This is a genomic window from Streptomyces antnestii (genome assembly GCF_004005495.1).
In the GTDB taxonomy this organism is placed as follows: domain Bacteria; phylum Actinomycetota; class Actinomycetes; order Streptomycetales; family Streptomycetaceae; genus Streptomyces; species Streptomyces antnestii.
On the sequence record NZ_RZYA01000015.1, the window covers coordinates 103,454 to 117,699 of the forward strand.

Below are 14,246 nucleotides of genomic sequence, written 5' to 3' on the forward strand. Positions count from 1 at the left end.
AGGGCCGAGGGCTGAGCGCCGAGGACCGAGGGGCGAGACGGGGCTGACCAGCATATGACCGGCCGGTAGGGTCTTGGGCGTGCCGAAGCCGCTCAGCCTTGCCTTCGATCCCATCGCCCGCGCCGACGAACTCTGGAAGCAGCGCTGGGGATCCGTCCCGTCCATGGGTGCGATCACCTCGATCATGCGCGCGCACCAGATCCTGCTGGCCGAGGTCGACGCGGTCGTCAAGCCGTACGGGCTGACGTTCGCGCGCTACGAGGCGCTGGTCCTGCTCACCTTCTCCAAGGCCGGCGAGCTGCCGATGTCGAAGATCGGCGAGCGACTGATGGTGCACCCGACCTCGGTGACGAACACGGTCGACCGCCTCGTGCGGTCCGGCCTCGTCGCCAAGCGGCCCAACCCGAACGACGGGCGCGGCACCCTCGCCTCCATCACCGACAAGGGCCGCGAGGTGTGCGACGCCGCCACCCGCGACCTGATGGCGATGGACTTCGGACTCGGGGTCTACGACGCCGAGGAGTGCGCCGAGATCTTCGCGATGCTGCGGCCGCTGCGCGTGGCCGCGCACGACTTCGAAGAGGACTGACCCGCGCGAAGATCGCGCAAATCGGGCGGTTACGCTCGTCTGTATGAAACAAAGCGTGCTGACCCGGTACCGGGTGATGGCCTATGTCACGGGCGTCCTGCTGGTCCTGCTGACCCTCGGCTGCGTCGCCAAGTACGGCCTGCACATCGACGGCGCCGGGAACTTCACCAAGATGGTCGGCATCGCGCACGGCTGGCTCTACGTCGTGTACCTGGTCTTCGCCTTCGACCTGGGCTCCAAGGCGAAGTGGCCGGTCGGCAAGCAGCTGTGGGTGCTGCTCGCGGGCACGATCCCGACCGCCGCGTTCTTCGTCGAGCGGAAGATCTCCCGCGAGCTGGCCGCCGAGGTCACGGACGACGCGAGCCTCGCCAAGGCGTAACGCCTCACCGTCCGCACGATGTGGCGGGCGGTTTGCCATCGACATTTACTAGGACGTCCTAGTAAATTTGAAGGCATGGGAAGCATGGATGCTGACGCCAGCCGTACGGACATTGAAGAGGGCCGCCGTCGCTGGCAGGCCCGGTACGACTCCGCCCGTAAGCGGGACGCCGACTTCTCGACGCTCTCCGGGGACCCCGTCGACCCGGTCTACGGGCCGCGCCCCGGGGACACGTACGACGGCTTCGAGCGGATCGGGTGGCCGGGCGAGTACCCGTTCACGCGCGGTCTGTACCCGACCGGCTACCGGGGCCGTACGTGGACGATCCGCCAGTTCGCCGGGTTCGGGAACGCCGAGCAGACCAACGAGCGGTACAAGATGATCCTCGCCGCCGGCGGAGGCGGCCTGAGCGTCGCGTTCGACATGCCGACGCTCATGGGGCGCGACTCCGACGACCCGCGCTCGCTCGGCGAGGTCGGGCACTGCGGCGTCGCCATCGACTCGGCCGCCGACATGGAGGTCCTGTTCAAGGACATCCCGCTGGGCGACGTCACCACGTCGATGACGATCAGCGGGCCCGCCGTGCCCGTCTTCTGCATGTACCTCGTCGCCGCCGAACGGCAGGGCGTAGACCCCGCCGTCCTCAACGGCACGCTCCAGACGGACATCTTCAAGGAGTACATCGCGCAGAAGGAGTGGCTCTTCCAGCCCGAGCCCCATCTGCGCCTGATCGGCGACCTCATGGAGCACTGCGCCGCCGGCATCCCCGCGTACAAGCCGCTCTCCGTGTCCGGGTACCACATCCGCGAGGCCGGTTCCACGGCCGCGCAGGAGCTGGCGTACACGCTCGCCGACGGCTTCGGATACGTGGAGCTCGGCCTGTCCCGCGGCCTCGACGTGGACGTCTTCGCGCCCGGTCTCTCCTTCTTCTTCGACGCGCACCTCGACTTCTTCGAGGAGATCGCCAAGTTCCGCGCCGCGCGCCGCATCTGGGCCCGCTGGATGCGGGACGTGTACGGGGCGAGGACCGACAAGGCGCAGTGGCTGCGCTTCCACACGCAGACGGCCGGGGTCTCCCTGACCGCGCAGCAGCCGTACAACAACGTCGTGCGTACGGCGGTGGAGGCGCTGGCGGCCGTCCTGGGCGGTACCAACTCCCTGCACACCAACGCCCTCGACGAGACGCTGGCCCTGCCGAGCGAGCAGGCCGCCGAGATCGCCCTGCGTACGCAGCAGGTCCTCATGGAGGAGACCGGCGTCGCCAACGTCGCGGACCCGCTGGGCGGTTCATGGTTCGTCGAGCAGCTCACGGACCGGATCGAGGCCGACGCCGAGAAGATCTTCGACCAGATCAAGGAGCGCGGCCTGCGCGCCCACCCCGACGGGCAGCACCCCATCGGGCCGATGACCTCGGGCATCCTGCGCGGCATCGAGGACGGCTGGTTCACCGGCGAGATCGCCGAGTCCGCTTTCCAGTACCAGCAGGCCCTGGAGAAGGGCGACAAGCGGGTCGTCGGCGTCAACGCACACCATGGTTCCGTCACCGGGGATCTGGAGATCCTGCGGGTCAGTCATGAGGTGGAGCGGGAGCAGGTGCGGGAGCTGGGTGCCCGCAAGGCGGCCAGGGACGACGCGCAGGTGCGGTCGGCCCTCGACGCGATGATGGCTGCCGCCCGGGACGGCGGGAACATGATCCCGCCGATGCTGGACGCGGTGCGTGCGGAGGCGACCCTCGGCGAGATCTGTGGGGTGCTGCGGGACGAGTGGGGCGTTTATATGGAGCCGGCCGGGTTCTAGGCCTCTGCCGGGTTACGGCGGGCGGCGGGTGCGGGTTCGTTGTGGCTGGTCGCGCAGTTCCCCGCGTCCCTGAGAAGGCGCACTTCGTGCGGCCTCTCAGGGGCGCGCTTCAGGGGGCGGCCGTTCGGGTAGGCGCGGACACGTCAATCGATGTCTGCCCCCGGGAGATCCCGTGCGCCTGTCCGGACCCGACCGCATCACCACGACCACGGTCGGCTGCGCCGCCCTCGCTCTGCTCGGCGGGCTCGTTCTCGGCGGGTCGGGGGCGGTCAGCGCGAGTCCGCCGGCCGAGCCGAAGGTGCAGGACACCTTCGACTCCCTCGGCCCGGACGTCCACGCCGCGAGGCTGCCTTCCGGACGCACCGCCCACTACACCGACTCGGGCCCGCGTGACGGTGTCCCGGTCCTCTACATAGGGGGCACGGGGACCAGCGCGCGGGCCGTCCACATGACCGACTTCTTCCGGACCACGCGCGAGGGCCTCGGCCTGCGGCTGATCTCCGTCGAGCGCGACGGCTTCGGCGACACCGCGTACGACCCCGGGCTCGGCAAGGCCGACTTCGCCCAGGACGCCCTCGACGTGCTCGACCGTCTCGGCGTCGACCGGTTCAGGATCATCGCGATCTCCGGGGGCGGCCCGTACGCCGCCGAACTCGCCGCCCGCGCGCCGGGACGGGTCTCCGCGCTGCACCTCGCCGCCGCACTCCCGCCCTACGGCGCGAAGCCCGCGTACTGCGCCATGTCCGACGACGCGCTCGCCGCCGCCCTCAAGGACTCCATCACCGACCCGCGCAAGTGGTGGGCCTTCCCCGAGGACAGCCCCGTCAGATCCATCCCGGGCTTCGCCGACACGGCGTACGAGGACGGCGCCCGCACCTACAACCAGCGCGGCCAGCAGGCCGATCCGGCGCCGCAGGTCCATGAGCAGAGGCTGTACTGCGAGCGGCCGGGACCGGACCTGTCGCGGTTGACGGCGCCCGTGTACCTGTACGGCGGCGACAAGGACACCACCGTCCCGCCGGCCACGCTGGCGACCTGGCGGCAGCAGTTCTCCCCGGACCGGGTCACCGTCCGCACGTACGCCGACTCGGGGCACGACGTGCAGTACCGCCACTGGGACCAGATCCTCGTGGACCTCGCGGGGCACGGGGACCGGACGGTGGTCTGTCGTGGTGCGCACACCCAGGTGCTGCCGGCGGACGACGCCGAACGCCTTGTCGCCAAGGAGCGCGCCACGCTGGGGAGCTGCGCCTGGAACAAGTAAGCCTGGAGCAAGTAAGCCTGGAACAAGTGAACCTGGAGCAAGTAAGCCTGGAACAAGTGAGCCCGGCCGGGGCGGGCTACGCCTCCACGGACGCGAGCCCGCCGAGCAGCAGGGTCGTGAAGCGGTCCACCCACGCCTCGTCGACCTCCTCCGCGCTCACCAGGGTGCGGTGCACCACCGCTCCCGCGACCACGTCGAAGATGAGGTCGGCGACGCACGCCGCGGCGGCCGGGTCGGCGTCGAGGGGGAGTTCGCCGCGGGCGTGGGCGCGGGCGCGGCCCTCCAGGACCAGGCGCTTCTGCCGGTCCACGATCGAGGTGCGGATGCGCTCGCGCAGCGGTGCGTCGCGGGTGGACTCGGCGACCACCGCCATCAGCGCCGTCTTGGTCTCCGGGCGGTTCAGGAGCGCCGCGAACTGGAGGACCACGCCCCCGATGTCCGCGGCCAGACTGCCGTTGTCGGGGAGTTCGAGCTCGTCGAAGAGGACCGCGACCGCGTCCACGACGAGCTCGTTCTTGCTCGCCCAGCGCCGGTAGAGCGTCGTCTTGGCGACACCGGCGCGCGCGGCCACGTCCCCCATCGTGAGCTTGGACCAGCCGAGGTCCACCAGGGCCGCGCGGGTCGCCTCCAGGATCGCCGCGTCGGCGGCGGCGCTGCGGGGGCGGCCCGTTCTCGGGAGGGACGAGGGGATGCGGCTCTGCATGAAAGTGACGATACCGGCCGGTAGGGATAGCGCCGTGAGGGAGACCACAGGCAAGATCGCCAGAACCCCCTCCCCACGCGGACCGCGCGAGAGTTACGCTACGACGCGTAGCGAAAGCTCAGCGATGCCCGGCGGCTCGCCGAGCCCGGCGACAACCACGAAGGCGCCCGGGTGGGGACCCGGCGCCGAACCGGCCTCCTCGGGCCACAGGGAAACAGTGAAACCGGCCTCCTCGGGCCACACAACGGCCCCTTCGGGGGCCGCACAGACAGTCCGTGACCCGTCAGCGCGCGGCGCCCGCATTCCGGCGGGACGCCGCTCAGTGCGGTCCCGGCCCACAGCGCACCGCGGAAGGGGGAGGATGTACTCATGCAGCCACGGAACATGTCCATGAGCGGAGTCGTCGACCTCGCCGCGGTGAAGGCGGCCCAGGAGGCCAAGGCGAAGGCGGAGCAGGCGCGTGCCGAGTCCGCCCGGCAGGGCGGTGGCGGGGCGGTGTCCCCGTCGAGCCTCGTCATCGACGTCGACGAGGCGGGTTTCGAGCGCGACGTCCTCCAGCGCTCGGCCGAAGTGCCCGTCGTCATCGACTTCTGGGCCGAGTGGTGCGAGCCGTGCAAGCAGCTGAGCCCGCTGCTCGAAGGTCTCGCCGCCGAGTACAACGGCCGGTTCGTCCTCGCCAAGATCGACGTCGACGCCAACCAGATGCTGATGCAGCAGTTCGGGGTCCAGGGGATCCCGGCGGTCTTCGCGGTGGTGGCCGGTCAGGCCCTGCCGCTCTTCCAGGGCGCCGCGCCCGTCGAGCAGATCCGCGGCACGCTCGACCAGCTGATCCAGGTCGCCGAGGAGCGCTTCGGCCTGACCGGCATCACGGTCGACCCCGATGCGGAGGGTGCCGCACCGGTCGTGGAGGCCCCGGCGGGCCCCTACGACGCGCTGCTCGAAGCCGCCTTGCAGGCCCTTGACGCCGGCGACCTGGCCGGCGCCGTCCAGGCGTACAAGAACGTGCTGTCCGACGACCCGGCCAACACCGAGGCCAAGCTGGGCCTCGCGCAGGCCGAGTTGCTCCAGCGCGTCCAGGGCCTCGACCCGCAGCAGGTCCGCAAGGACGCCGCCGACCGGCCCACCGACGTGGCGGCGCAGATCGCCGCCGCCGACCTCGACCTGGTCGGAGGCCATGTCGAGGACTCGTTCGGCCGGCTCATCGACACCGTGCGGCGCACGGCGGGCGACGACCGGAACGCGGCACGGGTGCGGCTGCTCGAACTCTTCGAGGTCGTCGGGTCCGATGATCCGCGGGTGACTACGGGCCGTGCAGCTCTGGCCCGCGTTCTCTTCTGACCGGTTTCTGACCAGTCCCTAAACGCCGGGCCATGTGGTGCCCAGGTGAAAGTTCTGTCCCCACGGGCGCACAGCGGTCGCCCTTTACCAAATCTTGGTAAAGGCGGCCGCTGTTACTTGGAGTAAGTCGGGGTCCTTCATCTGTCCGGTTACGCCCCTTCTTCCTCTGTTTTGGCAACTCGCCTGGCAGCACCCTGTGTTGCCGGTCGATGCCGCCGGGTCGCCGTTCGGTTATCCGTCCGTTACTAGCGAGTAACGAAGCCCCTTGTGCCCAGGCCGAGAATGCACCACGATCGGCGACGCTCGGTCCTCGTCCCGCAGTCCGACAGCCAATCGGGTCGCGGGGTTTCAGGGTCCCCACCGAGCAGGCCGGTAGCAGTGCCGCCGGCCTTGGACAGGGGGGTCTCTGCTGACCGGCAGGGCCTGTCCAGCAGGTTGCGCGTGACTGTCAGGTGCGACCAGTGGTTGTCGCTCGGGGGTGATCGCCGGTGATTCGGGTGCCAGTTGAGCGCCCCGGTCCGGGCGCTCTCCTTCCCGAGGACGTAGCACTTCTCCCATCCCTGCCCGGCTGAGTGCCCCAAGGGGTGCAGTCAGGGCCGGAGATGTACGTCCGAGAAGGAGGAAAGTCATGGAGTCCGTGGCTCGTGGCGGAACCAGATGGAAGCGGTTCGCCGTAGTCATGGTGCCGAGCGTCGCGGCGACTGCCGCGATAGGCGTCGCCCTCTCGCAGGGTGCGCTTGCGGCATCGTTCAGTGTTTCGGGTCAGTCGTTCAAGGTGACGGCAGACTCGCTCGACGGTACGGGATTCGTCCAGTACGGGGCGCTCGACAGCGGTAAGACGGGTACGCACCCGGTCGCCGTCGTCGGCCTCGACGAGGCGAAGATCACCAACCTGTGCCAGTCGGTCGTCGTGCCGGTGCCGGTCTTCGGCACCGTGTCGATGAAGCTCAGCGCCGGCGCCGCGGGTGGTCCCCGCGTCGAGGCGAAGAAGCTCTACATCGACGCCGACGACCTGCACACCAACGCCACGTTCAACAACATCGACATCGGCGTCGGTATCAACTCGACCACCAAGGGTCCGGGTCCGTCGAAGGGCGACAAGTACGTCCAGGACTCGTTCGCGCAGCAGGCCGACTCGGTGCACTTCGAGGATGTCAAGCAGCGTGCGTGGGCGACCACGGCCGGCACCTTCAAGCTCTCCGGCCTGCACATGCAGGTGCAGAAGGGCAAGCACGAGTGCTACTAGGCCCCAGGGTCTGATGCACTCACAGCGCTGAACGGCCGGGCGCGGGGGCGAACGGGAAGCTCCGGGACGTCCCCGTGCCCGAATCCGACACGCACCATCACCACAGAACAACGCCATTCCCGAGGAGCTGTACGACATGAGCGCCGAAGCGCAAGCAGGGCTGGGCGACAGGCTCGGCCAGACGCGCCGATCGTTCCGAGGGTGGCGCGGTCAGCGCCCATTCTGGGGTGGTCTGCTGACGCTGCTGGGCGGCATTCCGATCATGTACTTCCCGTACGCGAACCTCTCGCTCGGCTCGATGACCATCCGGATGTCGACGACCGCCGGCGCCGGTTCACTGATCATCGGTGTCCTGCTTGTGGTGCTCGGCCTGACGCTCTGGTTCCAGCCGATGTCCCGCATCTTCGCGGGCGTCGCGGCGATCCTGCTCGCCCTGGTCTCGTTGGTGGTCTCGAACTTCGGTGGCTTCGTCATCGGCTTCCTGCTGGCGCTGCTCGGCGGCGCTCTCGGTATCTCCTGGGGGCCCGCACGGGTCGCGAAGGAGACCGGCGGCGCGAAGCCGGCGGACGACGCGGACTCCCGGAAGGGCGAGCCGGTCGCCTTCGACGCCTTCGGTGGTGGGTCGGACGATCTGTCAGGAACGAGCCCGAACGGCAACGACGGGACGAACGGGAGGCACCGTGCCGGCTGACGAGGTGCACCACGAGAACTCTGCGGCAGAGTTCCGTGAGAGAACCGGGCCGCGGCATGCAGCCCCCAGAAAGCATCTGTTCACGAGGCTGCACATGCCCGCGGGCAAGGCGATAGCCATCGCGGCGATGCCGACGGCCGTACTGATGGGCATGGGCCTGACCCCCACGCTCGCCCAGGCCAAGGACAACCCGACCAAGTTCTCGGCGGACGACTACAAGGCGTGCGCCGACGCGGTCAAGGCGTCCAAGGAAGCGAAGGACGGCAAGGGGGACGAGTCCGCCTCGCCCACCCCGACCCCGTCGCCCTCCGCGTCCGCGAGCAAGGACACGAAGGACGGCACGGCGGGCTCCGGCGACAAGGCCACGCCCACCCCGTCGCCCTCCGCGTCCAAGTCCTCGGACACGTCGGGCGGTTCCTCGGACAGCACGACGGCACCGAAGTCCGCGACACCGACCCCGTCGGCCTCCGCGACCAAGAACCCGCTCGATCCGCTGGGCGTGGGCGACGCGCTCGACAACCTGCTGGGGACGGGCCAGAAGGAGTCGGCGACCCCGACCCCCTCGGCTTCCAAGTCCACGGACGTGGGCGGCACGGTCACGGACACGGTCGGCAAGGTCACCAAGCCGGTCACGGACACGGTCAAGGACACGGCGGACAAGGCCGGGAAGGCCGTCAAGGACACGACGGACAAGGTCACGAAGGTGGTTCCGGCGGCGCCGCTGCCGGGCGCCTCCGCGGCGCCGGACAACTGCCCGGCCGCCACGGACGCCGAGGGGAACAACGAGCAGACCCCTGCTCAGGTCCCGAACGACTCGTGGCGTCTCGAAGCCAGTTCGCTGACCCTCAAGGGCGCGGACTACAAGGGCGTCGTGAACGTGCGCACGCCCAACGGCACCATCAAGAAGGTCCTGAAGTACGTCATCTCGGACGGCACCGACATCGGTGACCTGCACCAGCTGGTCGACGGTCCGGACGGCAAGACGTACCACGTCCAGGCCGGCAAGGGCACCACGTCCACCATCCGCGGCGGCAAGACCATCATGTACACGGAGTCGATCTCGGGGAACCTCCTGGGGCTGATTCCGATCACGTTCGACGCGGAGCACCCGCCGCCGCTGAACATCCCGCTGATCTACTTCACGAACGTGAAGGTGAAGCAGGCCGGTCAGTTCGGCGGCAACCTGCACGTGCCGGGTCTCCACCAGTACCTCACCGGCTGACCTCGCTACAAAGAACGCGAAAACGCAAGAACGCGAAAACGCCGAGGGCGCCCCCTTCAACAGGGGGCGCCCTCAGTGCTGTTCGGGGAGCGGAGCCGTCAGTCGCGCTCTCCGCCGCCCAGGTGGTGCACCCGGACCATGTTGGTCGTGCCGGGGACGCCGGGGGGCGAGCCGGCCGTGATGACCACGGTGTCACCGTCGTTGAAGCGGTTCAGCTTCACCACCTCGGCGTCGACCAGGTCGACCATTGCGTCGGTGTTGTCGACGTACGGCACGATGTGCGGGTCGACGCCCCAGCTCAGGGTGAGCGCGTTGCGCGTGGACGGGTCCGTGGTGAAGGCCAGGATCGGCTGGGCCGCGCGGTAGCGGGAGAGCCGGCGGGCGGTGTCGCCGGACTGGGTGAAGGCCACCAGGCCCCTGGCGCCCAGGAAGTCGGCGATCTCGCAGGCGGCGCGGGCCACCGAACCGCCCTGCGTGCGCGGCTTCTTGCCGGGCACGAGCGGCTGCAGACCCTTGGAGAGGAGCTCCTCCTCGGCCGCGACGACGATCTTCGACATCGTCTTCACGGTCTCGATCGGGTACGCGCCCACCGAGGACTCGGCGGACAGCATGACCGCGTCCGCGCCGTCCAGGATCGCGTTGGCGACGTCGGACGCCTCGGCGCGCGTGGGGCGGGAGTTGGTGATCATCGACTCCATCATCTGGGTCGCGACGATCACCGGCTTGGCGTTGCGGCGGCAGAGCTCCACGAGGCGCTTCTGCACCATCGGGACCTTCTCCAGCGGGTACTCGACGGCGAGGTCGCCACGGGCCACCATGACGCTGTCGAACGCCGCGACGACGCCCTCCATGTTCTCGACCGCCTGCGGCTTCTCCACCTTGGCGATGACGGGGACCCGGCGGCCCTCCTCGTCCATCACCTTGTGGACGTCCTTGACGTCCTCGGCGTCGCGCACGAAGGAGAGGGCGACCATGTCGCAGCCCATCCGCAGCGCGAACCGCAGGTCCTCGACGTCCTTCTCGGACAGCGCGGGCACGTTCACGGCCGCGCCGGGCAGGTTGATGCCCTTGTGGTCGGAGATGACACCGCCCTCGACGACGATCGACTTCACGCGCGGGCCGTCGACCTCGACGACGCGCAGCTCGACGTTGCCGTCGTTGATGAGGATCTGGTCGCCCTTGGAGACGTCGCCGGGCAGACCCTTGTAGGTCGTGCCGCAGATCGACTTGTCGCCCGGCACGTCGTCGGTGGTGATGGTGAACTCGTCACCGCGCACCAGCTCGACGGGGCCTTCGGCGAAGGTCTCGAGACGGATCTTGGGGCCCTGGAGGTCCGCGAGGACACCGACGGCGCGGCCGGTCTTCTCCGCGGCGGCCCGGACACGGTCGTACCGCCCCTGGTGCTCGGCGTGCGTGCCATGGCTGAAGTTGAAGCGGGCCACGTTCATACCGGCTTCGATCAGCGCAACGAGCTGCTCTTCGGAGTCGACGGCGGGGCCCAGCGTGCAGACGATTTTGGAACGGCGCATGGGGGCGATCCTATCGGTTTGTTTCGCTACGGAATATTCCGTCTGGTGGAAACTACAAATGGGCGGTGGTGCGCTCAGTCGTTGCGGTCGGCGGAGTCATGCACGAGGGCGTAGGTCTGCCGCGCGATCTCCAGCTCCTCGTCCGTCGGGACGACCGCGACGGCGACCCTGGCGTACTCGGGCGAGATGATCCGCGGTTCGTCGGAACGTACGGAATTGAGCTCGGCGTCGACCGCGAGACCCAGCTCCTCCAGGCCCGCGACCGCAGCTTCCCGCACCGGCGCCGCGTTCTCGCCGACCCCCGCCGTGAACGCCAGCGCGTCCACCCGGCCGAGCACCGCGTAGTAGGCGCCGATGTACTTCTTCAGACGGTGCACGTAGATGTCGAACGCGAGGCGCGCCTCCTCGTCGCCCTCGTCGATACGGCGGCGGATCTCCCGCATGTCGTTCTCGCCGCACAGGCCGACGAGGCCGCTCTTCTTGTTGAGCAGGACGTCGATCTCGTCGGCCGACATGTTGCCCACCCGCATCAGATGGAAGATGACCGCCGGGTCGACGTCTCCTGAACGCGTCCCCATCACCAGCCCCTCCAGCGGCGTCAGGCCCATCGAGGTGTCCACGCACACCCCGCCGCGCACCGCCGACGCGGAGGCGCCGTTGCCCAGGTGCAGCACGATGACGTTGACCTCCTCCGGCTCCTTGCCGAGGAGCTCGGCCGTCCTGCGCGACACGTACGCGTGCGACGTGCCGTGGAAGCCGTAGCGGCGGATGCGGTGCTCGTCGGCCGTCTTCACGTCGATCGCGTAGCGCGAGGCCGACTCCGGCATCGTCGTGTGGAACGCGGTGTCGAAGACGGCGACCTGCGGCAGATCGGGGCGCAGGGCCGTCGCGGTGCGGATACCGATGAGGTTCGCCGGGTTGTGCAGCGGCGCCACCGGGATGAGCCGCTCGACCTCCTTGAGCACGGCGTCGTCGATGACGGTCGGCTGGGTGAAGTGCTTGCCGCCGTGCACCACGCGGTGGCCGATCGCGGCGAGTTCGGGGGAGTCGAGGCCGAGCCCGTCCCGGCTCAGTTCCGCGGCGACCGCCTTGAGGGCGGTGGAGTGGTCGGCGATCGGCCCTTCGGTGTCCCGCGCCTCGCCGCCCCCGGTGAGCGGCGTGTGCTTGAGGCGTGACGTCTCCTCGCCGATGCGCTCGACGAGCCCCGCGGCGAGCCGGTCGCCGCTCTCCATGTCGATCAGCTGGTACTTCAGGGACGAGGAGCCGGAGTTGAGGACGAGAACGCGCGTTGCTGCCACGGTGGTCATGCCTTTTCGATGGGGGTCTGGGCCTGGATGGCCGTGATGGCGACGGTGTTGACGATGTCCTGCACGAGCGCGCCGCGCGACAGGTCGTTGACCGGCTTGCGCAGCCCCTGGAGGACCGGGCCGACGGCGATGGCACCCGCCGAACGCTGGACGGCCTTGTACGTGTTGTTGCCGGTGTTCAGGTCGGGGAAGATCAGCACGCTGGCCTGGCCCGCGACCTCCGAGCCGGGCAGTTTGGTCGCCGCCACCGACGGCTCGACCGCCGCGTCGTACTGGATCGGGCCCTCGATGCGCAGGTCGGCGCGCCGCTCGCGCACCAGCTCGGTGGCCTTGCGCACCTTGTCGACGTCCGCGCCCGAACCGGACGTGCCCGTCGAGTACGACAGCATCGCGATCCGCGGGTCCACACCGAACTGCTCGGCGGTGGCGGCCGCCTGCACGGCGATGTCGGCGAGCTGCTGCGCGTCCGGGTCCGGGTTCACCGCGCAGTCCCCGTACACGAGGACCTGGTCGGCGAGGCACATGAAGAAGACGGAGGACACGATGGCCGCGTCCGGCTTCGTCTTGATGATCTCGAACGCGGGCCGGATCGTCGCCGCCGTCGAGTGCACGGAACCCGACACCATGCCGTCCGCGAGACCGCCCTGCACCATCAGCGTCCCGAAGTAGTTCACGTCCGCCACCACGTCGTACGCGAGCTCGACCGTCACGCCCTTGTGGGCGCGCAGCTTCGCGTACTCGGTGGCGAACCGTTCCCTCAGCGCGGACGTGGCCGGGTCGACGAGCTGCGAGTCCACCAGGTCGATGCCGAGGTCGGCGGCCTTCTTGCGGATCTGCTCCACCGGGCCGAGCAGCGTCAGGTCGCACACCCCGCGCCGCAGCAGCACGTCGGCCGCGCGCAGGACGCGCTCCTCGGTGCCCTCGGGCAGGACGACGCGGCGCTTGTCGGCCCGGGCCCGCTCCAGGAGCTTGTGCTCGAACATCATCGGCGTGACACGGTCGCTGGACGGCGCCGATACGCGCTCCAGGAGGCCCGCCGTGTCGACGTACCGCTCGAAGAGGCCGAGTGCCGTCTCCGCCTTGCGGGGCGTCGCCGCGTTCAACTTGCCTTCCATGGCGAACAGTTCACCCGCCGTGGGGAAGGAGCCGCCCTTCACCGCCACCACCGGCGTGCCGGGCGCGAGCCGGTCGGAGAGCGTCAGGATCTCCTCGCCCGGCCGCTCGTCGAGGGTCAGCAGGACGCCGGCTATCGGCGGGGTGCCCGCGCTGTGCGCGGCCAGCGAGCCCACCACGAGGTCGGCCCGGTCCCCGGGCGTCACGACCAGACAGCCCGGCGTCAGCGCCTTGATGAACGCGGGCAGCATCGCCCCACCGAACACGAAGTCCAGCGCGTCGCGCGCCAGGCCCGCGCCGTCACCGAGCAGCACCTCGCCGCCCAGCGCCTGGGTGATCTGGGCGACCGTCGGCGCGGACAGGGCGGGCTCGTCCGGCAGGACGTAGGTGGGCACCGGCAGCTGGGACTCCAGGCCGGCCCGGATCGCCTCACGGTCCTGGGGCGCCACCCGGTTCACGACCACCGCGAGCACGTCGCAGCCGAGCACCTCGTAGGCGCGGTACGCGTTGCGGGTCTCGGCGCGCACGGACTCGGCGGTCTGCTTCCGGCCGCCCACCACCGGGATGACTGACGCCCCGAACTCGTTCGCGAGGCGGGCGTTGACGGCCAGCTCGTCGGGGAGCTGGGTGTCGGCGAAGTCCGTGCCGAGGACGAGGACGACCTCGTAGTCGCGGGCGACCTGGTGGAAGCGGTCCACGAGCCGCGAGACGAGCTCGTCGGTACCCTGCTCCGCCTGTACGGCCGACGCCTCGTGGTAGTCGAGGCCGTACACCGTCGCCGGGTCCTGGGAGAGGCGGTAGCGCGCCCGCAGCAGTTCGAAGAGCCGGTCGGGACCGTCGTGGACGAGCGGACGGAACACGCCCACCCGGTCCACCTGCCGGGTCAGGAGCTCCATGACCCCCAGCTCGACGACCTGCCGGCCGTCTCCCCGGTCGATCCCGGTCACGTACACGCTGCGCGTCACGCGTGCTCTCCGTTCCGTTGGAGTTGCGTTGGAGTTGCGTCAAAAAAAGGTCGTCGCCGTGTCCTCTTGACAATACCTCCGGGGGTGGATACATCGCCCGGCG

Annotated in this window: 12 protein-coding genes; 8 read left to right on the forward strand and 4 right to left on the reverse strand. The window is 69.7% G+C overall.

The window, feature by feature from the left end; genetic code table 11:
* Positions 1 to 79 precede the first annotated feature (79 nt).
* The 4 genes from EOT10_RS27445 to EOT10_RS27460 all read left to right on the forward strand — a co-directional run bounded on the left by EOT10_RS27445 (position 80) and on the right by EOT10_RS27460 (position 4,029).
* Positions 80 to 589, forward strand: coding sequence for a MarR family winged helix-turn-helix transcriptional regulator (locus EOT10_RS27445; protein WP_127831025.1), 510 nt, complete (start codon positions 80 to 82; stop codon positions 587 to 589).
* A 43-nt stretch (positions 590 to 632) separates the two neighbouring features.
* Positions 633 to 968, forward strand: a complete 336-nt coding sequence (locus EOT10_RS27450; protein ID WP_127831026.1) for a DUF3817 domain-containing protein — start codon at positions 633 to 635, stop codon at positions 966 to 968.
* Positions 969 to 1,052: 84 nt separating this feature from the next.
* On the forward strand, positions 1,053 to 2,765 hold the full coding sequence (icmA, locus tag EOT10_RS27455) for a coenzyme B12-dependent isobutyryl-CoA mutase large subunit (protein ID WP_127831027.1): 1,713 nt from the start codon (positions 1,053 to 1,055) through the stop codon (positions 2,763 to 2,765).
* 172 nt (positions 2,766 to 2,937) lie between these two features.
* Positions 2,938 to 4,029 carry an alpha/beta fold hydrolase gene (locus EOT10_RS27460; protein WP_223281236.1) on the forward strand — a complete coding sequence of 364 codons (1,092 nt, stop codon included), beginning with the start codon at positions 2,938 to 2,940 and terminating at the stop codon, positions 4,027 to 4,029.
* A 76-nt stretch (positions 4,030 to 4,105) separates the two neighbouring features.
* Here EOT10_RS27460 and EOT10_RS27465 read toward each other — a convergent pair whose 3' ends face one another.
* The gene (locus tag EOT10_RS27465) at positions 4,106 to 4,732 is read right to left on the reverse strand and encodes a TetR/AcrR family transcriptional regulator (protein WP_127831028.1); all 627 of its coding nucleotides are present in this window, start codon (positions 4,730 to 4,732) and stop codon (positions 4,106 to 4,108) included.
* 369 nt (positions 4,733 to 5,101) lie between these two features.
* On the opposite strand from EOT10_RS27465, the gene EOT10_RS27470 reads away from it, so the two are divergent.
* The 4 genes from EOT10_RS27470 to EOT10_RS27490 all read left to right on the forward strand — a co-directional run bounded on the left by EOT10_RS27470 (position 5,102) and on the right by EOT10_RS27490 (position 9,229).
* On the forward strand, positions 5,102 to 6,070 hold the full coding sequence (locus tag EOT10_RS27470; RefSeq protein WP_127831029.1) for a tetratricopeptide repeat protein: 969 nt from the start codon (positions 5,102 to 5,104) through the stop codon (positions 6,068 to 6,070).
* Between the two features lie 628 nt (positions 6,071 to 6,698).
* Positions 6,699 to 7,316 (forward strand): DUF6230 family protein, encoded by a 618-nt coding sequence (locus tag EOT10_RS27480; RefSeq protein ID WP_127831030.1) that lies wholly within the window; start codon positions 6,699 to 6,701, stop codon positions 7,314 to 7,316.
* Between the two features lie 136 nt (positions 7,317 to 7,452).
* Positions 7,453 to 8,007 carry a DUF6114 domain-containing protein gene (locus tag EOT10_RS27485; protein ID WP_127831031.1) on the forward strand — a complete coding sequence of 185 codons (555 nt, stop codon included), beginning with the start codon at positions 7,453 to 7,455 and terminating at the stop codon, positions 8,005 to 8,007.
* Positions 7,997 to 9,229 carry a hypothetical protein gene (locus EOT10_RS27490; protein WP_127831032.1) on the forward strand — a complete coding sequence of 411 codons (1,233 nt, stop codon included), beginning with the start codon at positions 7,997 to 7,999 and terminating at the stop codon, positions 9,227 to 9,229. Before EOT10_RS27485 ends, EOT10_RS27490 begins: the two co-directional genes overlap by 11 nt.
* Positions 9,230 to 9,327: 98 nt before the next feature.
* Here the strand turns inward: EOT10_RS27490 and pyk are convergent, their stop codons facing one another.
* The 3 genes from pyk to pta form a co-directional block, all read right to left on the reverse strand.
* Positions 9,328 to 10,758: a pyruvate kinase gene (pyk, locus tag EOT10_RS27495; protein WP_127831033.1), complete on the reverse strand. Its 1,431-nt coding sequence runs from the start codon at positions 10,756 to 10,758 to the stop codon at positions 9,328 to 9,330.
* 74 nt (positions 10,759 to 10,832) lie between these two features.
* The gene (locus tag EOT10_RS27500; RefSeq protein ID WP_262985446.1) at positions 10,833 to 12,065 is read right to left on the reverse strand and encodes an acetate kinase; all 1,233 of its coding nucleotides are present in this window, start codon (positions 12,063 to 12,065) and stop codon (positions 10,833 to 10,835) included.
* Entirely contained in the window at positions 12,062 to 14,143 is a 2,082-nt protein-coding gene (gene pta / locus EOT10_RS27505) for a phosphate acetyltransferase (protein WP_127831034.1), read from the reverse strand. The genes EOT10_RS27500 and pta overlap by 4 nt, the downstream gene beginning before the upstream one ends.
* Between the last annotated feature and the right edge of the window lie 103 nt (positions 14,144 to 14,246).